Raw genomic sequence first — 26283 nt, 5'->3', positions numbered from 1 at the left:
GTCAGGCTCCTCGACGTCTGAGATAAATGTAACGATCAGCATTGAAACTGCCGGCGTCCATACGATCGAATTTGGGATCGGAAAATACATCCGCAAGAGCAAGGCCATGCAATGCGGGTATTCCCTCGTCGCCGATCTCCAGATCACCGGTCACCACACACAGGTCATCGACCAGATCCGCCTCCAGGAATGAAGACGCCATGCGAGCGCCTCCTTCAACCATAACGCTGGTGATTCCCCGTGTCGCGAGCGCGCTCAGAATGACGGCTGGCGCGATGGAACAATCTCCGGCAGGCACTCGAATGACGTTGACCCCCGCCGCGACAAGAACCTCGACATTTTCGGGATCGGCATCGTTTCCACAAACAAGCCAGACAGGAACATCAACGCAGGTCCGCACCAATTTTGATGCGACCGGAAGGCGGGCACAACGGTCAACGATCACCCTGACGGGCGAACGTTCGTGCAGCCCCGGCAATCTGCATGTCAGTTGCGGATCATCGGCCAGTGCCGTTCCGGATCCGACAAGAATGGCATCATGTTCCGCCCGAAACCCGTGAACCTTGCGCATGGACAGCGGACCCGAGATCTTGACCTGCCCCTCACCTGTGCGTCCGATATAGCCGTCTCTTGAGACCGCCAATTTCAGGAACACATGAGGGCGCTGCTTGAGCTGTCTCAGCGTGAAGCCGTGATAAAGAGGCTTGATTTCGCGTTCGCGCACGCCAACCGTAACGTCGATCCCGGCATCGCGGAGCATGCCGACACCCCTGCCGGCAACGCGCGGGTTGGGGTCTAGCATGCCGACCACCACACGTCCCACGCCGGCTTCGATCAGTGCCAGAGAACACGGCGGTGTCCGGCCATAGTGCGAACAAGGCTCCAGCGTCACGTAACAGGTCGCATCCTTTGCCAGATCGCCTGCTTGGCGGAGCGCATTCACCTCCGCGTGGGCCATGCCCGGGCGGGAAGTAACTCCCCTGCCGACCAGCACCGATCCATTCTCGCCCTGTCGGACTATCAACGCGGCAACCGACGGATTGGGCCAAACCCGCCCAAGTCCGCGCCGCGCCAACCGTTCGGCAGCGGCCATGAAACGCATATCAATCGTATTTTCGGAAATCATCTATGATCTACAAGAAACGTTACTGGTCATCCGGAACAGCGTTTTCAGAATCGCTGAGCTCGTCGAGAAGCGCCTCGAAATCCTTGGCTTCACGAAAGTTCTTATAGACGGACGCGAAACGCACATAAGCGACGTCGTCGATACCCTTCAAACCTTCCATCACGTGATTGCCGATTGTTTCCGCCGTAATTTCGCTCTCGCCCGAGCTTTCGAGCTGACGCACGATTCCGCTCACCATGCGCTCAATGCGATCTGGATCGACGGGCCGCTTTCGCACGGCGATCTGAACGGATCGCATGAGTTTTTCACGATCGAACGGAACTCTTCGCCCGGATCGCTTCAGAACCATCAGTTCGCGCAGCTGTACCCGCTCGAATGTCGTGAAACGACCGCCACAGGTATTGCAGATCCTGCGGCGGCGAATGGCGGTGTTGTCCTCGGTAGGCCGGGAATCCTTGACCTGGGTTTCCTCGCCCCCGCAAAACGGACATCTCATTTATCAAAGCTCCTGACCGAGCCGGCTGTTATCCCCCGTAGATCGGGAACCTGGCTGTCAGTGCTTCTACCTTGGCTTTGACGGCTGCTTCAACCGCCGCGTTGCCCTCTTCACTGTTTGCGGCCTTCAATCCGTCCAACACTTCCGTGATCAGCGCGGCAACTTCCCGGAATTCGGCCACGCCGAACCCGCGCGTGGTCGCCGCCGGAGTACCCAGCCGGATGCCGGATGTCACAAATGGCTTTTCCGGATCAAACGGAATTCCGTTCTTGTTACAGGTGATGTTGGCACGCCCCAAAGCCTTTTCAGCAACCTTGCCGGTTGCATTCTTCGGACGCAGGTCAACCAGCATCAGGTGATTGTCCGTACCGCCTGAAACGATATCGAGACCCTGTTCCTTCAATGCTTCGGACAAAGCCTTGGCGTTTTCGGCAACAGCACGTGCATAGGCCTTGAAATCAGGTTGAAGCGCTTCCTTGAAGGCTACGGCCTTGGCGGCAATCACGTGCATCAGCGGGCCACCCTGCAATCCGGGAAAAACCGCCGAGTTCATCTTTTTGGCAATCGTTTCGTCGTTGGACAGGATCAGACCACCGCGCGGGCCACGCAGGGACTTGTGCGTGGTGCTGGTAACGACATGCGCATGCGGAACCGGGGACGGATGGACACCTCCGGCCACGAGACCGGCGATATGGGCCATGTCGACCATCAGGTAGGCACCGATACTGTCGGCAATTTCGCGAAACTTTTTCCAGTCCCAGATACGGGAATATGCCGTGCCACCGGCGAGAATGAGCTTTGGCTTGTGTTCCTGTGCGAGGCGCTCGACCTCTTCCATGTCGAGTAGATGATCGTCTTCACGCACACCGTAGGAGACAACGTTGAACCACTTTCCAGACATGTTTACAGGCGAACCGTGCGTAAGGTGGCCACCGGAATTCAGGTCGAGACCCATGAAGGTGTCCCCGGGCTGCAAAAGCGCCAGGAACACCGCCTGGTTCATCTGGCTGCCCGAATTCGGCTGAACATTTGCAAACTGGCAACCGAACAGTTCCTTGGCACGTTCAATGGCGAGTGTCTCGGCGACGTCGGCAAACTCGCAACCACCGTAGTAGCGTTTGCCTGGATAGCCTTCTGCGTATTTGTTCGTGAAAATCGACCCCTGGGCTTCGAGAACGGCGCGGGAGACAATGTTTTCCGACGCAATCAGCTCGATTTCGTGCTGCTGTCGGCCGAGTTCCTGTTGAATGGTGCCAAATATGTCTGCATCGGCTTCAGCAAGACTGCGGGTGAAGAAACCGGAAGGGGTCTGTCCGGTGCTTTCCATCAAAGACATCGCTCGATCCTTGTTTTCGTATGCGAGGAACCTGGCCCCGGCATCGCGTCAGGTAGAGACACTCATTGCCCGTCGGCCGACATGGCGCGAGGAATTAGCACAGGCCCCCCGGCGAACCAAGGGGCATACCGACGCGGCCAGTTGGGAAAACGACGCACAAAGGCCCGTAACAAAATTTTTGCCAACGAAAAAAACAACCGGATCAGTAAAGTGTCGGGTCCTTCGCTGCACTCGAAGAGGCGGCAATCTGCTCGATCCGACGCTGCAACTTGCGAACGGCAACACGCTTCAGGTCTTCCTGAGCTGCCGAAGCCGGCCCGAAGGTGGAGACTTCAATACCGGTTGCAGCATCGATCGCAGTTACTTTGACCTGATGGCCGATCGGGTGAAACTCCAGATAGATTTCGCCCGCGCGCGGATTGCGACTCATCCAGACTCTCCAGATTGGATTTAGCCCAAAAAAGACACGAAACGCCGACCTGATCAAGGCCGGCGTATCGGTGTGTTCCATGCCCAGGCAGTTTTGCCCTAGAGGCGAGCCTGCGTTTCCGTGCCGGAAAGATCATCGCGATCATAAATGTCATCGCGGAAATGCACGACGCCATCCGAATTCGCCCAGGCAGTCACGTAGGTCATGTAAAGCGGGACGGATTTTTTCAGCTTTACATCTTCGCGTTCGCCGGTGCGGATGACGCTGTCAACGCGACTACGGTCCCAATCAGGCGTCGTCGACTGCAACATCCAGGTCACAAGTTCACGTACGTTCTGTACACGAACGCACCCGGAGGAGTGGAAACGCTGACTTTCACCAAAGAGTGTCTTTGACGGCGTATCGTGCAAATAAACCTGGTGTTTGTTGTGAAAATTGATACGCACCGAGCCCAACGAATTTTCCGCGCCCGGATCCTGTGTGAAGCGATACTGTGTCGCCTCGTCCGTGTTCCAGTCGATCTGCTGCCAGGCCAGCTCGTTGCCGCTCCAGTCGAAAATCCGGATATTGTTCTTTGAAAGGTACTCCGGGTCCTCTTTCATCTTGGGGATCAGGTCCTTGCGGATGATCGATACCGGAACCGTCCAATACGGATTGAAGTTGAGTTCGTAGATCTTGCTGTTCAGGATAGGTGTCTGCCGGTCGATCTTGCCAACAACGGCGGTGTGGCGCGAGCGAACCCGTCCGCTTTCAACGGCCTCGATTTCAGCAGCCGGAATATTGACCATCACATAGCGATCGCCAAGGAATCCGGACATGGACCGCATGCGCACAATATTCGTCTCGAGCTGCCCAAGACGCACATGGGCCGGGACGTTCAGGGCCTGCACCGTGTCATCGCCCATGACCCCGTCCGGGATCAGGCCATGACGCAGCTGGAAACGGCGAAGTGCGGCATCGACATAAGAGTCAAAGGCATCGGAAAGACCTGCTTGCTGTTCCAGATCTCCGGAGACGATCAACCTGCGGCGCAGTTCCACGACACGCGGATCCTTGGCACCAATGCGAAGCGCTTTGCCACCTCCGGTCACCGTACCCCAGCCACCGGCCTGAACTATGCGCTGATAGCGGTCGATCGCGATAGCAATATAGTCGGCTGTTTCAGGCGATAGGGTTGGCGCTGAAGAGTTGACTTCGGTAATGTTTTCCGTGGCGATATCGAAGTTGTCAGCCCACTCGACATTCTGGCGGTTCTGCTGCAGAGACTGCAGTGCAGTTTGTGCCTGTCCTTGAACACCGCTTGCCAGCAATGTGCCAATTCCCATCGCACACACGCTCAATAATGACTTGCGGGCGCCCCAATTCTGGAGACACTTTTTTCCGGACCGACCGGCTTCAAGGTGCATCGCCAACCTCATTTGCTGTGCCTAATGCTTTCGGTTCTGCTGGTATTTTCAATCGGACTTCCAAAATTTCGGTCCGGCTGACTTTTCCAAATCGAATTTCTAAATGACGGGAGTTAACAAATCGCTTGAATCTTTAACCATATCGCCGTCTGAAGCGCCGCACAAAGCCATTCCTTTGTGACCACAAGATGTCAGTGACCAAGCGACCGGCACAAATCCCGGGCTTCAGGGCCGTTTCGGCCGAACGGAGCTTCCACTACTGGTATGAAGAAAATCAAAAAGGATGAAACGCAATTTTGCGTGAGGAGCTCAAAAAAAGAAAAAGCACCGCCCGATGGGCGGTGCTTTTGTCATCTGGATTTGTCGCAAAATCAAAGACGGTAGAGAATCTGGTCTGTCCAGAACCGCTCGAGGCGGCGCAGCGACTTGTTGAGAACAACGAAGTCCTCCGGACCAATCTCGCCGACCTGCTGGACGGACAGGATGTGGCGCTCGTAGAGATCGTTGACGATCGTTGCGACTTCCTGGCCCTTGTCCGTGAGACTCACGCGGACTGACCGGCGGTCCATGCGGGAACGCTGATGGTGGATGTAACCGGTTTCGACCAGTTTCTTCAGGTTATAGGACACGTTCGATCCAAGATAGTAGCCACGGGTCCGCAGCTCACCGGCGGTCAGCTCTGCGTCACCGATATTGAACAGCAACAATGCCTGCACGCTGTTGACATCGGAACGGCCCATGCGATCGAACTCATCCTTGATGACGTCCAGAAGACGCCGATGCAGCCTTTCGACAAGAGTCAGGGCTTCGAGGTAAAGTGGCTTGATTTCCACTTCTTCCGCTTCGCCCGGTGAAACAGCGTCGACTGCCCTACTTGCGGTGATCATGTGATTGCGCCTCTTATAGTACCTGTTGTTGGGCGGATATTTTCCCGCCTTGATACGCAATCTAGCCGAGTGTTTCTAAAATCCGCTTAAGAGACACGCTGAATCATTCGTTAACAGTTGAAGGGCATTTTCGGCACCCGATTCAGACTTTGTTAATCATGATCCGCGCAGGAAGTTCACGATCCCCGAGAAGTCCTTTTCGTTGCCACCGGTGTTACAGAACAGAGCGTAAAGCGCTGCAGCTTCCGCACCCAGCGGCGTGGCTGCGCCAGATGTATTGGCCGCTTCCTGTGCCAGTTTGAGGTCCTTGAGCATCATGGCCGCCGCAAATCCCGGCTCGTAGTCCCTGTTGGCGGGCGACGACGGGAGCGGTCCGGGCACCGGGCAATAGGAAGTCAGCGACCAGCACTGGCCTGACGCTGTCGACGAAATATCGAACAGCTTCTGCGCGTCCAGGCCGAGTTTTTCAGCAAGCACGAAGGCCTCGCTCACGCCGATCATCGATATGCCCAGGATCATGTTGTTGCATATCTTCGCGGCTTGACCATTGCCGGCTCCGCCCGCATGGACGATCGTTTTGCCCATGATGTCCAGGAAAGGTCCGGCGGCTGCAAATGCTTCATCGCTGCCGCCAACCATGAAGGTGAGCGTTCCGGCGGTTGCCCCGCCAACACCGCCTGAAACAGGGGCATCGACCATCGGCATGTTCATGTCAGCTGCAGCTGCGCTGACAACGCGAGCGCTTTCGACATCAATGGTGGAGGAGTCAATCAACAGCGTGCCGGCTTTGGCGTTCTGCAGAATACCGCCCTCCCCCTGGTAGATCTGGCGGACATGTTTTCCTGCCGGCAGCATCGTGACAATGACATCTGAAGCAGCGGCAAGGTCGGAAACAGCGTCCGCTTTCTCGCCTCCGGCCTCGACATGCGCGGAAAGGGCTGCGTCCGACAGATCAAATCCGAGAACCCTGTGTCCCGCCTTGACCAGATTGACGGCCATCGGGCCACCCATGTTTCCAAGGCCAATGAAGCCGACTGTGCTCGCCATGTTCGTTCTCCCAGATGAATTTGGTATTGAATGTGAATCTGTTGGCGGTGATCGCTGAAGCGATGATTCAGCTTGTCGGAAACCGACAGGCCTCGTCTTCAGCCTGGTGCCGCACGGTTTTCCCTGTGCATGAGATAAGCCAGCGCGACATAGACCGCGATCGTAGCCAGATAAAAGGAGATCTCATAAGGACGACGGCCATAAAGATCGGAAAAGGCGGTGTGCATGACAATCTGGCAAATGCACCGGAAGATCCACATGACCGTTCCCCAGGATACGGTCAGCCAGAGACCTGTCGCCGCGACCAGGTCGAGAACGGCAAAAAAGACGGTCGCTCCCTGTAGTGCGACCGGCATGTCCCAGAAGAAATGGCCGCGCCATTCCACAATGCCGATAATGCGCGCCCAATAGATAACCCCGCCGCCGATCAGGATGATCGCTATGCAGCGCAAATACAGGATCAGAATCGTGCTCCAGGGTGGGCGGGCATCGATAAGGTCCTGAAAGCTTGTGATCATGGCCGGTCCGGTTGCGCGTTAAAGAGGAAGATCTCCGTCAGACGGTTCCTCGAAATACGACGCCAGCGACGCGCTGTCCACTTGTCCCAGTTGGTTAGGAGTCCATTTCGGGGCCTGATCCTTGTCAACAACAACCGCACGAATACCTTCGAAGAAGTCGTCACCATGGAGGATCCGTGAAACGATCCGGTACTCGAGCTTCATGCATTCATTGAAGGTCAATTGCGCCCCGCGCCGCATCTGCTCAAAGGCAATCAGAACGCTCGTCGGGGATTTCTGACGGATCGCGTCCGCGGTTTTGCTGGAAAACTCCTCATCCGCGGCGTCGAGCCTGTTCAGAATCTCCGTCACCGACGACGCTGAAAAGGCATGCTCGACAAGGGCTTCGTTCCGCTGCAAGACGCCGGTCTCCGGCGCGACGAGATACGGCCGAAGCGCCGCGCCGATGTCATTGGCCGTTTCCAGCGACGTCTCCAGATCGGGAAGACTGTCTTCTGAAACCGCGTGCGTCAGCACGCCCGAGGCAAGAGCGTCGGCCTGTTTGAGCCGGCTTGCACTCAATGCGCAATAGATGCCCATCTTTTTGGGCATGCGTGGCAGGAAATAGGTACCTCCCACATCGGGGAAGAAACCGATCGCGGTTTCAGGCATGGAAAAGAGCGTCTTCTCGGTGCCTATCCGGTGACTGCCGTGAACGGAAACGCCCACGCCTCCTCCCATGACGATCCCGTTGATCAGTGCGATATAGGGCTTCGGATAGGCCTTGATCGTGGCGTTCAGGGTGTACTCGTCCCGAAAGAACGGCTTGAGGCTCTCTACGTCGCCCGCCATCCGTGTGTCGTAGATGCTTCGGATATCGCCACCGGCGCAAAACGCCTTGCCACCCGCCCCCTTGATGACAATGTGCGCGACGGACGGATCACCGGCCCAGCGCTGCAACTGATCCGCAAGCGCCTTCACCTTTGCATGGGTCAATGCATTGAGAGCCTGCGGCCTGTTCAACGTTACGAACCCGGCTTTGCCGCGAACTTCAAAGAGGATTTCGTCACTCATGCGGACGCCTTGTCAAATGAGAGTCGTTTCAAGGGTTAAGTCGGGGAAATTCAATCAGTCCTTCAATAGCTGCCTGGCTATGATCAGGCGCATGATTTCATTGGTGCCTTCCAGAATCTGGTGCACGCGGACATCTCGGAAAAAACGCTCGATGGGATAGTCGCGCAGATATCCGTACCCCCCATGAAGCTGGAGTGCCTCGTTGACGACCTTGAAGCCCGTGTCCGTTGCCAGGCGTTTGGCCATCGCGGCAAGCCTGGTTGCCTCGTGGGTCTTGCCATCCACAGCAACAGCAGCCTTGTGCAAAAGCAGGCGTGCAGCTTCGAGTTCGGTCGCCATGTCGGCAAGACGGAACTGAAGAGCCTGAAAATCGGCAATCGGCCTGCCGAACTGCTTGCGTTCCCGCGTGTAGCCAAGAGCATGTTCCAGACAGGCCTGAGCCGCGCCGATCGAACACGCTCCAATATTGAGCCGTCCGCCATCAAGTGCCGACATGGCGATCTTGAAGCCCTGGCCTTCCTCGCCAACGAGGTTTGACTTTGGTACGCGACAATCCTGAAAATTCACTTGCGCGGTCGGCTGGCTCTTCCAGCCAAGTTTGATTTCGTTCGCACCGAAACTCAGTCCGGGCGTTCCCTTCTCCACCAGCAGGCATGAAACACCGGATGGACCATCGCCACCCGTGCGCACCATTACCGCATAGAGATCGCTGACGCCTCCGCCTGAGATGAAGGCCTTGGAGCCGTTGAGCACATAATGATCACCGTCGTCCTTCGCACTCGTGCGAAGACTGGCGGCATCGGACCCGGACCCGGGCTCAGTCAGGCAGTAACTCGTCAAGAGCTCCATCGTGCAGAGCCTTGCCAGGAACTTCTGCCGCAAGTCTTCGGATCCGAATGTGTCGATGATCCAGGCCACCATGTTGTGGATCGACAGGTAGGCCGCCGTGGAAGTGCAGCCTTTCGAGAGTTCCTCGAAAATCAAGGCCGCATCGAGACGAGAGAGAGCCGAGCCGCCCACGTCCTCCTTTACATATATGCCACCGAACCCGAGTTCGGCCGCCTTGCGCAGGGTCGGAATCGGAAAGATGCTGTCTTCATCCCAGTGCCGGGCGTTAGGGGCGAGCTCATCGCGGGAAAAACCCGCGGCCATATCCTGAAAGGCGCGCTGATCTTCGTTTGGTGAAAAGTCCACGTTTATCCTCCCAAAGGCGCAGGTGCGCCGAGTCGTTGAAGGCAAGTTGCCGTACCTGCATTGCGGCTGCACTAAAACATATTTGACGCAAACGTCAAACAATCTCTTTTTTGTTTTTATTTTCAGTTATTTTACAGAATGTTGGAGTGCGTCAATCTGCGTGATAGATTGGCGTTTCACTTCCTTCAGAATACAAGTCAACATTCAAAAAACCGAGCTCGCAGTTTCCATGTCGTCCAAACCGCCCCTTCCGCCGATCACATCCGACCATATGGATACGCTGCTCGCCGGCACCAGAATGCGCCGTAACAGGCAGAGCGACTGGTCGCGCCGGCTCGTGTGCGAAAACACATTGACCGTCAATGACCTGATCTGGCCGATCTTTCTCGTCGACGGCGAGAATGTGCGTCAGCCAGTCGCTTCAATGCCGGACGTATTCCGTCTTTCCGTCGATGAAGCCGTTCGCGAGGCAACGCAAGCCGCGGACCTTGGCATTCCGGCTCTCGCCCTGTTTCCCTATACCGATCCCGACCTGCGTGATGACACGGGTTCGGAAGCCCTGAATTCTGAAAATCTGACCTGCCGGGCTCTGCGCGCTATTAAGGCGGAAGGCCTGAATGTCGGTCTGATGACCGACGTCGCGCTCGACCCCTATACAAGCCACGGCCATGACGGGTTGATGGAGGGTGAAACGATCCTCAATGACGAAACAGTCGACCAGCTGTGCAGGCAGGCACTGGTCCAAGCCGACGCCGGGTCGGACGTTATCGCGCCTTCCGACATGATGGACGGCCGGATTGGTGCCATCCGGCAATCCCTTGACAGTCAGAATTTCCGCAACACGCAGATCATGGCGTATTCCGCAAAATACGCCTCCGCCTTTTATGGCCCTTTCCGGGACGCTGTCGGGTCTTCCGGGACCCTGAGGGGAGACAAGCGGACGTATCAGATGGATCCGGCGAACACCGACGAAGCCCTGCGCGAAGCTGAACTCGACATCGCCGAGGGTGCCGACATGGTGATGGTCAAGCCCGGCCTTCCGTATCTCGACATCGTTCGGCGCATCAAGGACGAATTCCAGGTCCCGACTTATGCCTACCAGGTCTCCGGAGAATACGCGATGATCAAGGCGGCGAGTGCCAATGGCTGGCTTGACGGTGACAGGGCGATGCTGGAAAGCCTCCTGGCATTCAAACGTGCAGGTGCCGACGGGATCCTGACCTATTTTGCGCCAAAGGTCGCGGAGATGCTGGCTCAAGGAAAATAGCAATCCTCTGTTCAGTCCAGACCTTGCAGTTAGTTGGCGCAGGCTGAAATGGCGGTGGTTTCCCAGGTCACATCCATACCAATACACATCACGTCGAGCGGATCTTCCGTCCAAATGGCCACCCCCGACTTGATCCGGGACTGCCTCTATTGCGCGCATGCCGGGAATTTGCGTTTTCAATGTTCAATCCCCACATGTGCGTCATCACATTTTTGGGAGCATGTTAATGTCCGCAGAAACCTCCGCCGACTATGTCCGTCAGGACGTCTTTGATCCTGTTCGCCACCCGGAACTGTTTTCCGGAGTGCGCAGCCGGCGAATATTTGCGTTCTTCATCGACGTGATCGTGATCGCCCTCCTGACCTTCGGCGCCGGCATCCTGGTATTTTTCCTTGGCGTCTTCACGCTCGGCCTCGGCTTTCTGCTTTACGGCATCCTGCCGGCAGCCGTCGCCCTGCTCTATGTGGCTTTCACGCTTGGCGGACCGCTGGCTTCCACTTTCGGAATGCGTGCCATGGGGCTGGAAATGCGCCTCTGGTACGGTGCCAAACCCTATCCGCTTCTTGCTTCAGTGCATGCGCTTCTGTTCTGGTTTTCCGTTTCGCTGTTGACGCCGCTCGTGCTTTTGGTGTCGCTCTTTTCGGACCGCAAGCGTCTACTGCATGACATGATCCTCGGAGTGGTCGTGATCAACTCTGCCTATCACCAGCAGTATTTTTACGAGCAGGAGTAGAGTGCTGCCCTCTGCAAGCAGACCGTGTCCGGGCAACGCCTGGCCCATTGCTTGCGCGCACTATCGATGAATTTCAATTCAGCAACGCCAGAGAAAAATTTAGCAAACCCGCGAACCCGACCCAGAGTGCGTAGGGGAGGAAGAGCGCCGCAGAAACACGGTCCGCACGCCAGTTTTTTCCTACAAACAGAACAATCAATATCAGCATCGCCGCGATCACGGCAAAGGCGGCCCACGTCAGGTGAAAAACAAAAAAGACCGGTGACCAGATCCAGTTCAGTGCCATCTGTCCGTACCAGAATTTCATGGCCATTGACCGAGGTGCTCTCAGAAAGGTCCGCCAACCGGCAACGGCAATGAACACGTACAGAACCGTCCAGACCGGAGCAAAGATCCAGTTCGGCGGGTTGAAAACCGGTTTCTCGAGTTCCTGATACCAACTGCCCGGTGCAGACTGGGTTCCAACAAAAATTCCCATACCGATGACAACGACAAGAAACAGCGCGAGCAACGCTGTTGATCGCGGTTGGCGGGGCTGGGTTGGATCGTCGATGGTCATATTAGGGCACACCAGGTTGCATTTGGTCCCAAACTGTCATGTCCCCGGCACCTTTTCCAGAACCGTGTCGCTGTTGATGAGAACCGATTCATATCCCTTGAATTGAAATCGGGTGAAAACACCTGACCGCTTCCGAAATCGAATGCGGAATATCGCCCTGTTTTCACCGCTCTATCGCGTTACCGCGTCTAATCACCGAAAAACCTGAATATTAGAGTCGACTTTAAATTTCAGATTTGGTATTGCTGCGACGCAATCTAACTATTGGAAAACGCTATGTCTTTCTTCAAACGCGTAGGCGCACTCACGTGCGTGTTCGTGGCCGGTAGCCTGTTGGCTGCTCACTCCACAACCGCTCAAGCGGAAGCTCTTACCTTCACCGATATTGCTGGCCGGGAAGTCACCCTGCCGGAGATGCCGGACAAGATCATTCTCGGCGAAGGCCGAATGATGTACGGGATCGCACCGCTCATCGAAGGCAATCCGTTCGAGAAGATCGTCGGCTGGAAAAGTGACCTGGTCCAGTACGATCCGGATGCGTTCCGCAAGTACCAGGGCGTATTCCCGGACGATACGGCGCGGATGATCGACTTCGGCAATCCTTATGCTGGTGATTTTTCCATTGAAGCCGTGCTGGAGGCGGAAACAGACCTGGTGTTGCTTGATGTCGGCAACCTCTTCAAGGCCGAAGAAACAGGCCTCATCGAAAAGCTCGGCAATGCCGGTGTTCAGGTCGCCTTTATCGATTTCCGCCGCAACGCCACGGAGAATGCAGTGCCTTCGATGCTGATCCTCGGCCGGATTTTCGGCGAGGAAAAACGCGCTGCAGAATTTATCGATTTCTACATCGCGCAGATGCGCAAGGTAACGAATATTGTCGACACGATCCCGGCCGAAGACCGCCCGCTTGTCGTCGTTGAAAATGCCGCCGGATGGCAGACCGATTTCTGCTGCCGGTCATTCGGCCCCTATAATTACGGCCGTTTCGTCGAACTCGCCGGAGGCAAGAACTACGGGTCCACGCTTGCCAATGCCTATTCCGTTGATCTGAACCTGGAAGGCATCATCGAAGCGGATCCCGATGTTGTGTTCGGCACAGGTGCAAACTGGAAAGAAGCCCGTCCGGAAGTCACCTCGACACTGCTTGGCTACGACGGCGATCCGGAAGTGAACGGCGACCGCCTTTCTGCGCTTGCCGCCCGCCCTGGTTTCGCTGATTTGCGTGCCGTGAAGGAAGGCCGATTCCACTCGATCTATCACCAGTTCTACAATTCACCGTATCACTTCGTGGCAGTCCAGGTCCTGGCGAAATGGCTGCATCCGGAGGATTTTGAAGATCTTGATCCGGAGGCAACCTTCAAGGAACTGCACGGCAGGTTCCTTCCTTATGAGCCTTCCGGTCAATTCTGGATCTCCCTGAACAACTAGAACCGACACACCCGATGGCCCCGCAATATCTGATTGCGGGGCCTGTTTTTCATGGAATTTTCATGTCTGACGGAACCTTGCTAACATCAGAGGCGTTGTCACTTGTACGTGCCTACAAACGACGCAGCATGCGCCGTGTTACCCTCGTAATTCTTGCCTTTTTTTGCCTTGCCGTCCTGGTCGTCATCGATGTCACCACCGGCCCGGCCGATCTGACAATCTGGCGAACGATTGAAGTGATCTTCGATCGCGCCAGCGCCACTCCCAAAGAAGACGTCATCATCTGGCAACTGCGCCTTCCGGTCGCCATCATGGCCGTCGCAGTGGGCGCAATGCTCGGCGTCGCCGGCGCAGAAATGCAGACGATCCTCAACAATCCGCTCGCCGATCCGTTTACGCTTGGGCTGAGTTCTGCAGCCGGATTCGGCGCTGCCCTTGCCATCGTGCTCGGCTGGTCTGTGATCCCGGGTGTTGGAGGACTGTTCGTTTCGGTGAACGCGTTTGTATTCGCGATGATTACGTCCTGCGCCTTGTTCCTGTTTACCAGATTGCGCGGCGTCACTCCGGAAGCCATGATCCTTGTCGGAATCGCAATGCTGTTCACTTTCAACGCGTTGCTGGCCTTTCTGCAATACGGCGCTTCGGAAATTCAACTCGCGCAGCTGATTTTCTGGCAATTGGGTTCCCTTGCCCGTGCCACGTGGTCAAAGGTTGGCATCTGCTTCCTGATCCTTGTACTCACCCTGCCCTGGTTCATGAACCGCTCCTGGGCATTGACCGCGCTGCGCATGGGCGAGGACAAGGCAGCCGCGCTGGGCGTCAATGTCTCCATATTGCGGATCGGAGTGCTTGCCGGCGTTTCTCTGCTTTCCGCCGTCGCGGTCTCCTTTGTTGGGGCCATTGCCTTCGTCGGTCTCGTCGGACCGCACATAGCACGCATGATCGTTGGTGAAGACCAGCGCGGTTTTCTGCCGTTGTCCGCCTTGTGCGGCGCCCTCATTCTCTCCGGCACGTCAATAGCATCGAAGGCAATCACGCCTGGTATCGTCTACCCGATCGGCATGATCACCTCGCTGATTGGCATTCCTTTCTTCATTCTGCTCATTCTCGGGCAGAGAAAGAGGCACTGGCAATGAGTGCGCTGTCTGCCGAGAACATCAGCTTCTCTTATGGTTCGAGACAAATTTTCGACGCCATCGCCTTCGAACCGATTGTCCCCGGACAGCTTACCGCTCTCATCGGGCCAAATGCGGCCGGCAAATCTACCCTGTTTCGTCTGATTGCAGGGCTTTTGCCCCTCCAGTCAGGCAAGGTCCACCTCGGCAATATCGACCTCGACAGCCTTTCGACTCGTGCGAGGCTTAAGCGTGTGTGTTTCATGCCGCAGTTTTTTACCGCGAATGCGGCTCTTACCGTCTTCGATGTAGTCATGATGGCGCACAAACAGTTGAAGGGTTGGCGCGTCAGCGATGCAGACATGATTGCGGTCGGTACGGCTCTGCATGAGGCCGGCATCGGTCATCTGGCCGAAGCCTATGTGAGCGAGCTCTCCGGAGGGCAGTCGCAACTGGTTTCGGTAACGCAAGCGCTGATCCGGAATTCGGATGTCTACCTGTTTGACGAGCCGACATCCGCACTCGACCTGCGCCACCAACTGGACGTGTTAGGTCAGATAAAGTCGGCGGTCGTCCGGCGCGGTGCCGTCGGTGTCGTCGCGCTTCACGATCTCAATCTGGCTGCTCGTTTCGCGGACAATCTGATCCTGCTCGGTGAAGGCCGAATTCTGGCACAGGGTTCACCCAGGCAGGTGCTGCGCGCGAATGCGATTGCCAAGACTTACGGGGTTGCGATCGAGACTTCACAGGGGCCCAGAGAGGAACTCATCGTCCATGCTTACGCGTCGTAATTTCATGTTTTCCGTGGCTGCAATGGCGGGCACCGGGTCTGCACTGGCCTGCCCGGCTCCAGCGTCGGTCGGTAGTGCGCACAGCGTCCTGATGCTAAATGCGGCTTGTGGGGATCCTGACACGCCGAATGTGTTTGAACCCGCGATTCTAAGGATCAAACCCGGTGACAGTGTCACGTTCGTCCCGACTGACGCAGGCCACAATTCTGCATCGAAACGCGGAATGATCCCGAACGGTGCGGACGCCTGGAACGGAGCAATGGACACAAATCTGACAGTCGAATTTCCGATACCGGGCATTTACGGGCACATCTGCCTGCCACACTACGAATGGGGAATGGTGGGTCTGATCGTGGTTGGAAATGATCTGTCGAATCTGCATTCCGTGAAAAAGGTCAGGCACCCGGGCAGCGCGCGCAAAGTCTTTCGTTCGCTCCTGAAAGAGCTTGAAGCATAGGAATTGTCGTGAGCGAGAATCTGATTGATACCTGGTCGAAACGTGATGCTGAAGAAGACAGCATGACAACAGAACACGCCTGGATCTGGCGAGAAATGATTGCAGCGGTCGGCGAGACTGATTTCACCAACGCAAAAGTTCTCGATTTCGGCTGCAATCAGGGTGGATTTCTGAGACTGCTTTATGACCTTCGTCGCTATGCCGCTGCCGTTGGAGTGGATATCGCACAGAACGCTATTGCGCGCGCCGAAGCTCAAAAGGGCGATCGGCCCATCACCTATCGCGCCACAGACCGATTGTCGGATATCGGAGACGGTTTTGACATCGCTTTCAGTCACGAAGTCATCTACCTCATCGAAGATCTTGAGCGGCACGCCGACGACATCAGGAAGGTTTTGAAACCGGGAGGGGATTATTATGCGGTCACCTGCTGTCACAGTGACAGTCCGCTCTGGCACTCCTGGCGACCCAAAATTCAGGAGTTTTCAAACGTTCCGGTCCCAAATCACAGTGTGTCGGATATTGCCGAGGCCTTTCGGCACGCCGGGTTTCAGGTGTCGGTTCAGCGATTTCTGGCAAGCGCCTTCGTGCCTCTCGGCGGCGCGAGTGACTATTTTCCGACGGATGTCGACCGCATTGAGACTTACAGTCGCTGGAAGCTCATGTTCCAGTTCACATCAGGCGCCTAGAAAGACACTGTTCGAATTCTGTCAGGGTGCCCCTGACGCCAGACATGCCGTCCTTCGCCAGTATTTTTTCCAACCTTATGTTGGCAAGAGCCAATCCAACGCGTATCAGACGCAAACACTATCATAAGCTCTTTCAATGAGCGGACCGCCTGTTTTAAACTGTGCGTTCGTCAAGACTGGCATTGGGCAGGTGAATGCACTCAGTTGATATTGCGATGGCGCTGACCTTTCTGGTGATCGCGTCGACCGTTATCCTGTACGCCTTGGAGCGCTATCCGATTGAAACGGTCGCTCTGGGGTCAGTGACCGCGTTCATTGTCATTTTTTCTGTTCTTCCGGTCGAAACACCTGACGGCAAGGCCGTAACCACCGCCGATTTTCTCACCGGGTTCGCAAATCCCGCGCTGGTCACCGTGATCTGCCTGCTGATCATCGGCCAGGGACTGTTCCAGACGGATGCGCTGGAAGGGCCGGCAAAGGCAATCGTGAGGATGACACGCGGCCGCTCGGCGTTTGCGACCATTCCGATACTGCTCGCTGTGGCCGTTCTCAGCGCCTTCCTGAACAACACTCCCGTTGTCGTCATGTTCCTGCCGATCCTGACCGCAGTTGCCGCCACGGTCGGGCAGTCGCCTTCCCGTGTCCTGATGCCGCTGTCGTTCATTGCGATTCTCGGTGGCATGATCACGCTGATCGGGTCGTCCACCAACCTTCTGGTCGCCAACTACGCCGCGCAGACCTCCGATCTCAGGCTGACCTTCTTCAGTTTCACGCCGATCGGTCTGATCGTGGCGAGCGCCGGAGCGGTCTATGTGTTCTTCGTCATGCCGTATCTGATGACCACACGGAAAACCATGGCAGAGGAATTCCAACCAACTTCGGGCAAGCAGTTCATTGCCCAGATCGAAATCACATACGGACATCCCCTTGTCGGGGTCGAGGCTGTCTCGGGCATGTTCCCCAATCTGAAGGACATGACCGTCCGACTGGTTCAACGCGGGCAAAAACCCATCCTGCCACCGTTCGAAAACGTGGTTCTGTCGCCGGGGGACACGGTCATCGTCGCAGCGACACGGAACGCGCTTGCAAACGCGCTGGCGCGCCGCCAGCCTCTGATGGAGACCGACGCGGAAAACAGTAGCGCCGGACGAGATCAGCAGCCGGTTCAGCCTGGCTCCATCAGCCTTGCCGAGGTGGTTGTCGCGCCCGCGTCCAGACTGATGGGCAGAACTTTGCCGCAATCGGGGTTTTATGCCGACACAGGCTGTCTCGTCATGGGCATTCAGAGACGCAGTCGCATGCCGCGCATGGCAATGAACGACATCCGGCTTGAAGCGGGAGACGTTCTGCTGGTCGCCGGAAATGAAGACGAGATCGGACGCCTGCGTGGCAACAGGGACGTCCTTCTTCTGGACTGGTCAACAACGGAGGTGCCGCGCCGGCGTTACGCGCCACGAGCACTGGCCATTTTCGCATGTGTGGTCATTCTGGCCGCTACCGGACTGGTCCCGATCGTATCGGCTGCCATCGGCGGCACATTTGCGATGATTGCGTCTGGTTGCCTCAACATTCGCCAGGCCATGCGGGCGATCGACAGCCGGATCTTCATGCTCGTCGGCGCATCGCTTGCCGCGGCAGTCGCGCTGGAAGCGACGGGGGGTGCAACCGCAATTGCCACAGGGCTCGTTTACGTGCTGCAAGGGGCATCGGCAGCGACAATTTTGTCGGCACTTTTCTTCATCGTCATGGTACTGACGAACTTTCTTTCCAACAATGCAGCCGCCGTTCTGTTCACTCCAATCGCCATCAACCTGGCTAACCAGATCGGACAACCGCCGGAAGCATTTGTGGTCTGCCTGATCATCGCGGCCAATACTTCCTTCGCAACACCGGTGGGCTATCAGACCAACCTGATCGTCATGGGTCCGGGTCACTACAGATTTAGCGACTTCATCCGGGCTGGAGCACCGCTTGCGCTTATTTTATGGTTGACCTTCTCGTTGGTCGCGCCATGGTATTACGGGATGTAGAACAAGATTTGAGGTATCTCGGGACAACACGGTGACACGCCACCCAACAGACCATCCGCAATTCTATCTTACCGCGCCTGCGCCCTGCCCTTATCTGGACGGCAAGCAGGAGCGTAAGGTGTTCACGCATCTGGTGGGACATGGTGCCCCGGCCCTCAACGAGGTTCTGACGCAGGGCGGTTTCCGGCGCAGTCAGAACATTGCCTACCGCCCGGCATGCGAACAGTGCCAGGCGTGCGTTTCCGTTCGGGTCCGTGTCAACGATTTCAAATGGAGCAAATCGTTCAAACGTGTCTGGAAAACCGGTTCAGAGCTGATCGGTGCACGGCTCCCGGCCAGCCCTTCTGCGGAACAATACGATCTGTTCAGGGACTATCTGCAGGAACGTCATGAAGACGGCGGCATGACTGAAATGAGCGTTCTCGATTACGCGATGATGGTCGAGGATACCCATGTCGAAACGTTGGTGATCGAGTATCGCCGAAGGGGACCAGACAGTTTCGTTACCGGAACCGGCGACGGCCCTCTGCTTGGCGTTGCGCTCAGTGATCAACTGTCCGACGGGCTTTCCATGGTCTATTCCTTTTACGACCCCAATTACACCGACACGGCGCTCGGCACCTACATGATCCTGGATCACATCGAACGCGCACGCAAAATGCGCCTTCCCTATGTCTATCTCGGGTACTGGGTCGGAGGATCAGCGAAGATGGCCTACAAGGCGCGCTTCAGACCTCAAGAGCATCTCGGCCCCAACGGCTGGACCATCGCAGACACCGAGGCAACGAACTCTGAAACCTGACCAGTCTGCAGACCGGTTGTCAGGCCTCGGGAATATGAGTGCGGATCTGGTCGAAAACCGACCGGAACATGTCTTCGGTCAGACGGCCGGTGTTGGTGTTGTATCTGGAGCAATGATAGCTGTCGAAAAGCGACATATCATGTCCCGGGAGGTCATGTTCCGCGCAATGAGCGAACGGAAAACTGGCGCGTCGCAATTCAAGGGCGGACAGGAAGGTCTCATGCGCGATCCGGCCAAGCGCAAGCACTGCGCGGATGGACGGATTGGCGGCCAACGTGGACAGCAGATAGGGCCTGCAGGTCCTGATCTCCGGTCCTGTTGGCTTGTTCTGAGGAGGAAGGCAGCGGACTGCATTGGTGATCATTGCGTCGCAAAGTGTCAGCCCGTCATCTGACCGTGCCAGATAAGTGCCTCGTGCAAATCCGTATTCAAGCAAGGTTTGATAAAGAAGATCGCCGGCATAGTCCCCGGTGAAAGGCCGTCCCGTACAATTGGCCCCTTTCATGCCGGGGGCCAGACCTATGATGAGCAGCCGCGGTGCTTTTGACGTAAATGAAGCCACCGGGGCATTGTGCCAATCAGGATGCACCGCCCGCAGTTCTTCGCGAAACGCCACCAGACGCGGACAGTCCGGACAATCCATGGGTGGATCGACCGGACCGGTATTTCCTTCAAGTCCAGACATCAGGGGAACTCAGTAGTCGTCCTCGTCGTCGTGGTCCATCTGCGGTGCCATTTGCGGGCGCACCGGACGCTCCGACGGATCCCGGCCGATCTTGTTGGCAAGACTTGCCAGATCAATAAAATGATCCGCCTGACGGCGAAGATCGTCGGCAATCATGGGCGGCTGGGTTTTCAAGGTGGACACCACGCTGACTTTGCGCCCCTTGCGTTGAAGCGCCTCTACCAGCGATCTGAAATCGCCATCACCCGAAAACAGAACGATATGGTCAACTGTTTCAACAAGTTCCATGGCATCGACAGCAAGTTCGATATCCATGTTGCCTTTGACTTTCCGTCTTCCGGCACTGTCGACGAATTCTTTTACCGGCTTGGTAATAACCTTGTAGCCGTTGTAATCCAGCCAATCTATAAGTGGCCGAATGGACGAGTATTCCTGATCCTCGATCAGCGCAGTATAATAATACGCGCGCAAAAGATATGCCTGTCCCTGGAACTCCTTCAACAGCCGTTTATAGTCGATATCAAAACCGATCGCCTTGGCCGTCGAATACAAGTTGGCTCCGTCAATGAACAAAGCAACTTTTTCTCGAGCGTCAAACATATTAGATGAAACCTTTCCGAGTTAAATGCGTCTTCAAGGAGAGTCACCAACGGTCCGGCACCCGCAGCCGCAGTCGTTCATGTCTACCAATAAGGTCAACGCATTTTTGCTGAGATGACACCTACCGCACATTGCCGCTTCACTCAGCTTATTGTTTTGTTTTTCCCACCGACCCTGTTGATTCTTGTAGGTCCGCTGTAGTGCCCTACACTATAATATTGGACCGCCGCAACGCAAAAGCGAGTGGAGCTAAGAAAAATCGATAAAAACCCTGCTAAAAGTGACGTTTTCCTCCCAAATCCGACAAGGGGTTGCTTTTTCGAATAGTGATCTCTATACGCTGTTTTTTCAAGTTCATTTAGCCTATGGAGACGTCGAATGGCGCGCGTGACCGTCGAGGACTGCATCGACAAGGTCGAAAACCGGTTTGAGCTGGTGCTGCTTGCTGCGCATCGCGCTCGCATGATCTCTAGCGGTTCGCCGCTGACAATTGATCGCGACAATGACAAGAATCCCGTCGTTGCGCTGCGCGAGATCGCCGAGCAGACCGTCAGCCCGGAAGACATGAAAGAAGACCTGATCCACTCGCTTCAGAAGTTCGTGGAAGTGGACGAACCCGAGACAGAGGCTGTGCCGGTTGTTCCGTCCGCCAATCAGCATCAGGTGACCCAGGTCAACAACGTGGACGACGGTGCGGTGGAATTCGACCGCATGTCCGAGGAAGATCTGTTGCGCGGTCTGGAAGGTCTGGTTCCGCCGGAGCGGACCGACGACGTCTGATTTTTCGTCCAGTTCCCGCCTGAATTGCGGATGTTTTCCCGCGTTGTTTCAGGCGGATTTTCTTTATCCGACTGATATCTCAGCCGGTTTTCTGGGTCGGTTGCGGCCATGATGCGTCAATATGAACTCGTTGAACGAGTTACGCGTTACAATCCGGAAGCTGACGAAGCCTTGCTCAACAAGGCTTATGTCTATGCCATGCAAAAGCACGGCTCACAGATGCGGGCATCCGGCGACCCCTATTTTTCACATCCCCTCGAAGTCGCTGCGATCCTGACCGATCTTCGGCTGGATGACGCAACCATCGCAGTCGCCCTTCTTCATGACACCATCGAAGATACGGACGCGACCCGGGCTGAAATCGACTCCCTGTTCGGTGAGGAGATCGGCAAGCTGGTCGAGGGCCTGACGAAGATCAAGCGACTTGATCTGGTCTCTCAAAAGGCCAAGCAGGCAGAAAACTTCCGCAAGCTGTTGCTCGCCATCGCGGACGATGTGCGTGTCCTGCTGGTCAAACTTGCAGACCGGTTGCACAACATGCGCACCCTGCAGCACATGCCGCAGCACAAGCGCGGCCGGATTGCCGAAGAAACGATGGAAATCTATGCCCCGCTCGCCGGACGCATGGGCATGCACGACATGCGTGAGGAGCTGGAAGACATCTCCTTTCATATCCTCAACCCGGAAGCCTACGAAACCATCACGGACCGGCTTGCGGATCTGCGGGAGAAAAACCGGGACCTGATTGCCGACATTGAAACGACGCTGACCGAACGCCTCAGCGAACGCGGCATGGCGGCCGAGGTCACGGGACGCGAAAAACGCCCCTATTCGATCTTTCGTAAAATGCAGCGCAAGGCCATTGGATTTGAGCAACTCTCCGACATTTACGGTTTCCGTGTAACGGTCGGAACCGTCGAAGCCTGCTATCGCGTCCTCGGCGTGATCCATACGACCTGGCCAACGGTTCCCGGGCGCTTCAAGGATTACATCTCCACGCCGAAGCAGAATGACTACAAGTCAATCCACACAACAATCGTCGGCCCTTCACGACAGCGGGTTGAGCTGCAAATCCGGACAATTTCCATGGACCGGGTCGCAGAATACGGCATTGCAGCCCACGCGCTTTACAAGGATGGCGAGTTCGGCGGCAGGAATATTGCGCGCCATACGGAAGACTGCCGTGCCTTTGAATGGCTGCGCCGCACCACGGAACTGCTGGCGCAGGGCGATACGCCTGAAGAATTTCTTGAGAACACCAAGCTGGAACTGTTCCACGATCAGGTGTTCTGTTTCACACCGAAAGGCCGGTTGATCGCCCTTCCGCGCGGCGCAACCCCGATCGATTTCGCTTACGCGGTTCACACCGGCATCGGCAACACCTGTGTCGGCTGCAAGATCAACGGCAAGATCATGCCGCTCGTGACAGAGCTTCACAACGGCGACGAGGTGGAAATTATCCGCTCGCCCGCCCAGACACCTCCTCCGGCCTGGGAAGCGATCGCAGTGACCGGCAAGGCCCGCGCCGCGATCAGGCGCGCGACCCGCGAATCCGTCCGCAAACAATATGGCGCTCTGGGTGAACACATTCTGATGCGGGCGTTCGCACGCGCGGACAAGGCGTTTTCAGAAGATCTTCTTGAAGCGGTTCTGGGCAGACACCATCAGTCGAGCGTCGCCGACCTGATGGCCGCCGTCGGCAGGGGCGATCTCAGTGCGCAAGCTGTCTTGAAGTCGACCCATCCGGACTATCAGGACGAGAGGGTTGCGATATCCGGTCCGCCAATGGAAGAAGGCTGGTTCGGCCTGAAGCAGGGTCACGGTCTGAAGTTCCGGATCCCTCCCGGTGACCTGGAAGACGGCAAATCCCGGTCAGACCAGGAAACCGATCTCGGCGAAGGTCCTGCCCTGCCCATCCGTGGATTGTCAGGTGACATTCCGGTCAGTTTCGCTCCCGATGGCGGTGCCGTTCCCGGAGATCGGATTGTCGGCATCTTGATCCCTTCGGACGGACTGACCATCTATCCGATACAATCGCCGTCGCTCAAGGAATTCGATGACCAGACCGAACGTTGGGTGGACGTGCGTTGGGACATTGATATCAACAACCCGGAGCGTTTTCCGGCGCGCCTGGATATTTCGGCTGCAAACGAGCCCGGCTCTCTGGCTGCAATTGCACAGGTCATTGGCGAGAACAGCGGAAATATCGATAATGTGAAGATGGTCCAAAGGGCCTCTGACTTCCACCAAATGATCATTGACCTGGAGGTCTGGGACCTGAAACACCTGAACCGCATTATCAATCAATTGCGTTCAAAGCCGAATGTTTCAAGCGTCAACCGGGTCAACGGATAAGATGCAGATTAACAGGGATCCTGATTCATGAACCGCGACGAAGTGTTGTCCTTATTCCGCGAAGCCGGCGCAATCCTGGAAGGGCATTTTATCCTGACATCAGGACTGCGCAGCCCCGTCTTTCTTCAAAAGGCACGGGTATTCATGTATCCGGACAAGACCGAAAAACTTTGCAAGGCATTGGCAGACAAAATCCGGGATGCCGGTCTTGATGATGTCGACTACATCATCTCCCCTGCGCTCGGCGGTCTGATTCCCGGGTATGAAACGGCACGTCATCTGGGTGTCCCGGCCATGTGGGTCGAACGCGAAGACGGCGAATTCCGGCTCCGCCGCTTCGATCTTCCCAAAGGGGCAAGAGTGATTGTCGTTGAGGATATAGTAACGACAGGTCTATCGAGCCGGGAAACGGTAACCTCGTTGAAAGCTCTTGGTGCTGAAGTCCTTGGCGTGGCCTGCCTGATCGACCGGTCCGGTGGCGAAGCTGACGCGTCGGTTCCGATCATCGCACTGGCCGAATACAAGGTACCGGCTTACGAGCCGGATAACCTGCCACCCGAACTGGCAGCTCTTCCGGCCATAAAACCGGGAAGCCGCGGCCTGAGCTGAACAAGAACGACCTGACAGGACAAGAAACCAATTCATGCTGTTCCAACGCAGAAATAGACCATCGCGCATCGAGCGCCTGCGCGTTGCGGTCTGGCCCCGGAACAGCTGGGCCCGCTCAACGAGATATTTCGGCAAACGGGTCCTCAGACTTACCGCAACCCCGCATGCTATTGCAGTCGGATTTGCTGCCGGTGCCTTTGCGTCTTGTACGCCCCTGGTCGGGTTCCACTTTCTGACGGCGTTCGGCGCTGCTTACATTGTGCGCGGAAACATGATTGCCGCCGCGCTCGGAACGTCAATCGGCAATCCCCTCACGTTTCCGTTCATCTGGGCGTTCACTTTCAAGATCGGCCAGTGGATCCTGCATGGAAGAGCTCCGAAAGCGGATCCGCATCAGGTTCACCAGAGGTTTCAGGAAGGTCTGTTCGAAAAGTCTTTCGATGCCCTCTGGCCCATGCTCAAGCCAATGTTTATCGGAGCAGTTCCTCTCGGTCTTGTTGTCGGCACGCTTTCATATGTCATCGTGTACAAGAGTGTGGAAGTCTATCAACGCCGCAGGCGCCAGACACTGGCAAACACCGACAAAACTCCTTATTCCGCACCTGCTTCAACCGTTGAAGAAGACGGCAATGGTTGAGTTTTCCCAAAACCTGCCCAAATAAAGCGTCGCAGACACTTCAAAGACGGATCAAAGACTGATGATCTTGGGAATCGGCGGCGACCTGATCGATATTCGTCGGATCGAAAAAACCCTGAAACGGATCGGCGACCGTTTCACAAACAGGGTCTTTACCGAAATTGAACGGACCAGGTCCGACAGACGCACCGAGCGGGCTGCGTCCAACGCCAAGCGTCTTGCTGCCATGACACCGAGTGGTTTCCGGACCACAATCGATCTGACCTTCCCGGACAAATTCCCGCTCGCGCAGGCATTTTCCGTCATTTCCGCCTGGCCGTCCCGCTGGCCAGAACTCCCATCAACAGGTTCTGCATGAACAGCGACTTTGACGGTGTTCGTCGCATTGCTTCCGCCGACGTGAACCGTTAAGAGTTCCGCTCGGGTACGGCCACGAGAATCTGAACCGCCAACAATTGCTTCAAGGGATATTATGAGCGTGTCTGAAAACAAGAAAGAAACGGACGGCGGTCTTTACGAGACTGTGAAGGTCGTAGTTCAGGCACTGCTTCTTGCCCTTATTGTGCGGACGTTCCTTTTCCAGCCATTCAACATTCCCTCCGGATCCATGAAGGATACGTTGCTGATCGGCGACTATCTGTTCGTCTCCAAATACAGCTATGGCTATTCGCGCTATTCGTTTCCATTCGGGATTGTTCCGTTTTCAGGAAGGATCTGGTCCGAGGAACCCGAGCGTGGTGACGTAGCGGTGTTCAAATTGCCGACAGACACCTCAATCGATTACATCAAGCGTGTGATAGGTTTGCCGGGCGATACGATCCAGGTTCTGGAAGGCGTGGTCCATATCAATGGAGAGCCCGTCAAGCGGGAGCAAATCGATGACTATATCGAGACTTCACCATCCGGTGCAGTCCGCCGCGTTCCCCGCTTCCGTGAAACCCTGCCAAACGGTGTTTCTTACGACACGCTCGAACTGACGACACGCGGGCAATTGGACAATACGCGTGAATATGAAGTGCCGGAAGGTCACTTCTTCATGATGGGCGATAACCGGGACAACTCGATTGACAGCCGGGTTCTGGCCAAAGTCGGATATGTGCCACTTGAAAATTTCATGGGACGCGCCGAAATTCTGTTCTTCTCGGTTGGTGACGGTAAGCCGGCGTGGCACATCTGGAGCTGGCCATGGACAGTGCGCTGGGATCGCATCGGCAGAACGCTCTGAGGAATAGCCGAGTGGAGGCCCGACTGCC

28 protein-coding genes are annotated in these 26283 nt (G+C 56.2%); 15 read left to right on the top strand and 13 right to left on the bottom strand.

Translation table 11 applies throughout. The features are described 5' to 3' along the window. Position 1: 1 nt before the first annotated feature. The 10 genes from ribD to ACO6TI_RS16965 all read right to left on the bottom strand — a co-directional run bounded on the left by ribD (position 2) and on the right by ACO6TI_RS16965 (position 9493). Positions 2 to 1126, bottom strand: a complete 1125-nt coding sequence (gene ribD / locus ACO6TI_RS17010) for a bifunctional diaminohydroxyphosphoribosylaminopyrimidine deaminase/5-amino-6-(5-phosphoribosylamino)uracil reductase RibD (RefSeq protein ID WP_422382944.1) — start codon at positions 1124 to 1126, stop codon at positions 2 to 4. Positions 1127 to 1145: 19 nt separating this feature from the next. Continuing rightward, positions 1146 to 1622, bottom strand: coding sequence for a transcriptional regulator NrdR (gene nrdR, locus ACO6TI_RS17005; RefSeq protein ID WP_029062401.1), 477 nt, complete (start codon positions 1620 to 1622; stop codon positions 1146 to 1148). Positions 1623 to 1650: 28 nt separating this feature from the next. Beyond that, positions 1651 to 2958 carry a serine hydroxymethyltransferase gene (gene glyA / locus ACO6TI_RS17000; protein ID WP_422382943.1) on the bottom strand — a complete coding sequence of 436 codons (1308 nt, stop codon included), beginning with the start codon at positions 2956 to 2958 and terminating at the stop codon, positions 1651 to 1653. 202 nt (positions 2959 to 3160) lie between these two features. Continuing rightward, on the bottom strand, positions 3161 to 3388 hold the full coding sequence (locus ACO6TI_RS16995; protein WP_055118862.1) for a DUF6898 family protein: 228 nt from the start codon (positions 3386 to 3388) through the stop codon (positions 3161 to 3163). 98 nt (positions 3389 to 3486) lie between these two features. Continuing rightward, positions 3487 to 4713, bottom strand: coding sequence for a L,D-transpeptidase family protein (locus ACO6TI_RS16990; RefSeq protein ID WP_055118864.1), 1227 nt, complete (start codon positions 4711 to 4713; stop codon positions 3487 to 3489). A 452-nt stretch (positions 4714 to 5165) separates the two neighbouring features. After that, positions 5166 to 5681 (bottom strand): transcriptional regulator LdtR, encoded by a 516-nt coding sequence (gene ldtR / locus ACO6TI_RS16985; RefSeq protein WP_029062405.1) that lies wholly within the window; start codon positions 5679 to 5681, stop codon positions 5166 to 5168. Positions 5682 to 5837: 156 nt separating this feature from the next. Beyond that, a complete protein-coding gene (mmsB, locus tag ACO6TI_RS16980; RefSeq protein WP_108872824.1) occupies positions 5838 to 6728 on the bottom strand; it encodes a 3-hydroxyisobutyrate dehydrogenase in 891 nt (296 codons plus the stop codon). 98 nt (positions 6729 to 6826) lie between these two features. Continuing rightward, on the bottom strand, positions 6827 to 7246 hold the full coding sequence (locus ACO6TI_RS16975) for a DUF6163 family protein (protein WP_029062407.1): 420 nt from the start codon (positions 7244 to 7246) through the stop codon (positions 6827 to 6829). Positions 7247 to 7264: 18 nt separating this feature from the next. Next, positions 7265 to 8299: an enoyl-CoA hydratase/isomerase family protein gene (locus tag ACO6TI_RS16970; protein WP_108872825.1), complete on the bottom strand. Its 1035-nt coding sequence runs from the start codon at positions 8297 to 8299 to the stop codon at positions 7265 to 7267. Between the two features lie 54 nt (positions 8300 to 8353). Beyond that, the gene (locus ACO6TI_RS16965; protein ID WP_350185267.1) at positions 8354 to 9493 is read right to left on the bottom strand and encodes an acyl-CoA dehydrogenase family protein; all 1140 of its coding nucleotides are present in this window, start codon (positions 9491 to 9493) and stop codon (positions 8354 to 8356) included. Between the two features lie 271 nt (positions 9494 to 9764). Between ACO6TI_RS16965 and hemB the strand changes: the two genes are divergently transcribed. Continuing rightward, positions 9765 to 10760 (top strand): porphobilinogen synthase, encoded by a 996-nt coding sequence (hemB, locus tag ACO6TI_RS16960; RefSeq protein ID WP_235808861.1) that lies wholly within the window; start codon positions 9765 to 9767, stop codon positions 10758 to 10760. 226 nt (positions 10761 to 10986) lie between these two features. Then, positions 10987 to 11493 carry an RDD family protein gene (locus tag ACO6TI_RS16955; protein ID WP_082442810.1) on the top strand — a complete coding sequence of 169 codons (507 nt, stop codon included), beginning with the start codon at positions 10987 to 10989 and terminating at the stop codon, positions 11491 to 11493. A 73-nt stretch (positions 11494 to 11566) separates the two neighbouring features. Here the strand turns inward: ACO6TI_RS16955 and ACO6TI_RS16950 are convergent, their stop codons facing one another. Continuing rightward, positions 11567 to 12052, bottom strand: a complete 486-nt coding sequence (locus ACO6TI_RS16950; protein WP_422382942.1) for a TspO/MBR family protein — start codon at positions 12050 to 12052, stop codon at positions 11567 to 11569. A 276-nt stretch (positions 12053 to 12328) separates the two neighbouring features. Here ACO6TI_RS16950 and ACO6TI_RS16945 point away from each other — a divergent pair, with 276 nt between their 5' ends. From ACO6TI_RS16945 to ACO6TI_RS16915, 7 genes are all read left to right on the top strand, one after another. Further along, on the top strand, positions 12329 to 13480 hold the full coding sequence (locus ACO6TI_RS16945) for an ABC transporter substrate-binding protein (RefSeq protein ID WP_051644765.1): 1152 nt from the start codon (positions 12329 to 12331) through the stop codon (positions 13478 to 13480). Positions 13481 to 13542: 62 nt separating this feature from the next. Beyond that, positions 13543 to 14616 (top strand): FecCD family ABC transporter permease, encoded by a 1074-nt coding sequence (locus tag ACO6TI_RS16940; RefSeq protein WP_055119073.1) that lies wholly within the window; start codon positions 13543 to 13545, stop codon positions 14614 to 14616. After that, positions 14613 to 15386: an ATP-binding cassette domain-containing protein gene (locus ACO6TI_RS16935; RefSeq protein ID WP_104704469.1), complete on the top strand. Its 774-nt coding sequence runs from the start codon at positions 14613 to 14615 to the stop codon at positions 15384 to 15386. Before ACO6TI_RS16940 ends, ACO6TI_RS16935 begins: the two co-directional genes overlap by 4 nt. Next, entirely contained in the window at positions 15370 to 15843 is a 474-nt protein-coding gene (locus tag ACO6TI_RS16930; protein ID WP_422382941.1) for a pseudoazurin, read from the top strand. Before ACO6TI_RS16935 ends, ACO6TI_RS16930 begins: the two co-directional genes overlap by 17 nt. Positions 15844 to 15851: 8 nt before the next feature. Beyond that, positions 15852 to 16532, top strand: a complete 681-nt coding sequence (locus tag ACO6TI_RS16925) for a class I SAM-dependent methyltransferase (RefSeq protein WP_422382940.1) — start codon at positions 15852 to 15854, stop codon at positions 16530 to 16532. A 194-nt stretch (positions 16533 to 16726) separates the two neighbouring features. Beyond that, complete coding sequence (locus tag ACO6TI_RS16920; protein ID WP_055118883.1) at positions 16727 to 18562, top strand: SLC13 family permease; 1836 nt, start codon at positions 16727 to 16729, stop codon at positions 18560 to 18562. 31 nt (positions 18563 to 18593) lie between these two features. Next, the gene (locus ACO6TI_RS16915) at positions 18594 to 19364 is read left to right on the top strand and encodes an arginyltransferase (RefSeq protein WP_055118885.1); all 771 of its coding nucleotides are present in this window, start codon (positions 18594 to 18596) and stop codon (positions 19362 to 19364) included. Positions 19365 to 19383: 19 nt separating this feature from the next. Here the strand turns inward: ACO6TI_RS16915 and ACO6TI_RS16910 are convergent, their stop codons facing one another. Both ACO6TI_RS16910 and ACO6TI_RS16905 read right to left on the bottom strand, forming a co-directional pair. After that, positions 19384 to 20049, bottom strand: a complete 666-nt coding sequence (locus tag ACO6TI_RS16910) for a uracil-DNA glycosylase (protein ID WP_196998539.1) — start codon at positions 20047 to 20049, stop codon at positions 19384 to 19386. 9 nt (positions 20050 to 20058) lie between these two features. Further along, positions 20059 to 20649 carry an NYN domain-containing protein gene (locus ACO6TI_RS16905; RefSeq protein WP_029062418.1) on the bottom strand — a complete coding sequence of 197 codons (591 nt, stop codon included), beginning with the start codon at positions 20647 to 20649 and terminating at the stop codon, positions 20059 to 20061. A 378-nt stretch (positions 20650 to 21027) separates the two neighbouring features. Between ACO6TI_RS16905 and rpoZ the strand changes: the two genes are divergently transcribed. From rpoZ to lepB, 6 genes are all read left to right on the top strand, one after another. Continuing rightward, on the top strand, positions 21028 to 21429 hold the full coding sequence (gene rpoZ / locus ACO6TI_RS16900; RefSeq protein WP_055118889.1) for a DNA-directed RNA polymerase subunit omega: 402 nt from the start codon (positions 21028 to 21030) through the stop codon (positions 21427 to 21429). A 108-nt stretch (positions 21430 to 21537) separates the two neighbouring features. After that, positions 21538 to 23784 (top strand): RelA/SpoT family protein, encoded by a 2247-nt coding sequence (locus tag ACO6TI_RS16895; protein WP_104704473.1) that lies wholly within the window; start codon positions 21538 to 21540, stop codon positions 23782 to 23784. 27 nt (positions 23785 to 23811) lie between these two features. Continuing rightward, positions 23812 to 24393, top strand: a complete 582-nt coding sequence (gene pyrE / locus ACO6TI_RS16890) for an orotate phosphoribosyltransferase (protein WP_055118894.1) — start codon at positions 23812 to 23814, stop codon at positions 24391 to 24393. A 34-nt stretch (positions 24394 to 24427) separates the two neighbouring features. After that, the gene (locus tag ACO6TI_RS16885) at positions 24428 to 25030 is read left to right on the top strand and encodes a DUF2062 domain-containing protein (RefSeq protein ID WP_055118896.1); all 603 of its coding nucleotides are present in this window, start codon (positions 24428 to 24430) and stop codon (positions 25028 to 25030) included. A 61-nt stretch (positions 25031 to 25091) separates the two neighbouring features. Then, positions 25092 to 25388, top strand: coding sequence for a hypothetical protein (locus tag ACO6TI_RS16880; protein WP_422382939.1), 297 nt, complete (start codon positions 25092 to 25094; stop codon positions 25386 to 25388). Between the two features lie 114 nt (positions 25389 to 25502). After that, a complete protein-coding gene (lepB, locus tag ACO6TI_RS16875; RefSeq protein WP_029062424.1) occupies positions 25503 to 26255 on the top strand; it encodes a signal peptidase I in 753 nt (250 codons plus the stop codon). Positions 26256 to 26283: the final 28 nt, after the last annotated feature.

Source organism: Roseibium album, assembly GCF_965233825.1.
Classification (GTDB): Bacteria; Pseudomonadota; Alphaproteobacteria; order Rhizobiales; family Stappiaceae; genus Roseibium; species Roseibium album.
Note: the sequence above shows the minus strand (reverse complement) of the source record. Positions and strands in the feature narration are given on the sequence as shown.

Bases quoted from the DNA above. Each gene is read 5' to 3' on its own strand.
- ldtR (WP_029062405.1), bottom strand. From the start codon at position 5,681: ATGATCACCGCAAGTAGGGCAGTCGACGCTGTTTCACCGGGCGAAGCG.
- ACO6TI_RS16905 (WP_029062418.1), bottom strand. From the start codon at position 20,649: ATGTTTGACGCTCGAGAAAAAGTTGCTTTGTTCATTGACGGAGCCAAC.
- ACO6TI_RS16990 (WP_055118864.1), bottom strand. From the start codon at position 4,713: ATGGGAATTGGCACATTGCTGGCAAGCGGTGTTCAAGGACAGGCACAA.
- nrdR (WP_029062401.1), bottom strand. From the start codon at position 1,622: ATGAGATGTCCGTTTTGCGGGGGCGAGGAAACCCAGGTCAAGGATTCC.
- ACO6TI_RS16920 (WP_055118883.1), top strand. From the start codon at position 16,727: ATGCACTCAGTTGATATTGCGATGGCGCTGACCTTTCTGGTGATCGCG.
- ACO6TI_RS16995 (WP_055118862.1), bottom strand. From the start codon at position 3,388: ATGAGTCGCAATCCGCGCGCGGGCGAAATCTATCTGGAGTTTCACCCG.
- ACO6TI_RS16950 (WP_422382942.1), bottom strand. From the start codon at position 12,052: ATGACCATCGACGATCCAACCCAGCCCCGCCAACCGCGATCAACAGCG.
- ACO6TI_RS16895 (WP_104704473.1), top strand. From the start codon at position 21,538: ATGATGCGTCAATATGAACTCGTTGAACGAGTTACGCGTTACAATCCG.
- rpoZ (WP_055118889.1), top strand. From the start codon at position 21,028: ATGGCGCGCGTGACCGTCGAGGACTGCATCGACAAGGTCGAAAACCGG.
- ACO6TI_RS16945 (WP_051644765.1), top strand. From the start codon at position 12,329: ATGTCTTTCTTCAAACGCGTAGGCGCACTCACGTGCGTGTTCGTGGCC.
- hemB (WP_235808861.1), top strand. From the start codon at position 9,765: ATGGATACGCTGCTCGCCGGCACCAGAATGCGCCGTAACAGGCAGAGC.
- ribD (WP_422382944.1), bottom strand. From the start codon at position 1,126: ATGATTTCCGAAAATACGATTGATATGCGTTTCATGGCCGCTGCCGAA.
- ACO6TI_RS16970 (WP_108872825.1), bottom strand. From the start codon at position 8,299: ATGAGTGACGAAATCCTCTTTGAAGTTCGCGGCAAAGCCGGGTTCGTA.
- ACO6TI_RS16880 (WP_422382939.1), top strand. From the start codon at position 25,092: ATGATCTTGGGAATCGGCGGCGACCTGATCGATATTCGTCGGATCGAA.
- ACO6TI_RS16935 (WP_104704469.1), top strand. From the start codon at position 14,613: ATGAGTGCGCTGTCTGCCGAGAACATCAGCTTCTCTTATGGTTCGAGA.
- lepB (WP_029062424.1), top strand. From the start codon at position 25,503: ATGAGCGTGTCTGAAAACAAGAAAGAAACGGACGGCGGTCTTTACGAG.
- ACO6TI_RS16910 (WP_196998539.1), bottom strand. From the start codon at position 20,049: ATGTCTGGACTTGAAGGAAATACCGGTCCGGTCGATCCACCCATGGAT.
- ACO6TI_RS16955 (WP_082442810.1), top strand. From the start codon at position 10,987: ATGTCCGCAGAAACCTCCGCCGACTATGTCCGTCAGGACGTCTTTGAT.
- ACO6TI_RS16975 (WP_029062407.1), bottom strand. From the start codon at position 7,246: ATGATCACAAGCTTTCAGGACCTTATCGATGCCCGCCCACCCTGGAGC.
- ACO6TI_RS16885 (WP_055118896.1), top strand. From the start codon at position 24,428: ATGCTGTTCCAACGCAGAAATAGACCATCGCGCATCGAGCGCCTGCGC.
- ACO6TI_RS16940 (WP_055119073.1), top strand. From the start codon at position 13,543: ATGTCTGACGGAACCTTGCTAACATCAGAGGCGTTGTCACTTGTACGT.
- glyA (WP_422382943.1), bottom strand. From the start codon at position 2,958: ATGTCTTTGATGGAAAGCACCGGACAGACCCCTTCCGGTTTCTTCACC.
- ACO6TI_RS16930 (WP_422382941.1), top strand. From the start codon at position 15,370: ATGCTTACGCGTCGTAATTTCATGTTTTCCGTGGCTGCAATGGCGGGC.
- mmsB (WP_108872824.1), bottom strand. From the start codon at position 6,728: ATGGCGAGCACAGTCGGCTTCATTGGCCTTGGAAACATGGGTGGCCCG.
- pyrE (WP_055118894.1), top strand. From the start codon at position 23,812: ATGAACCGCGACGAAGTGTTGTCCTTATTCCGCGAAGCCGGCGCAATC.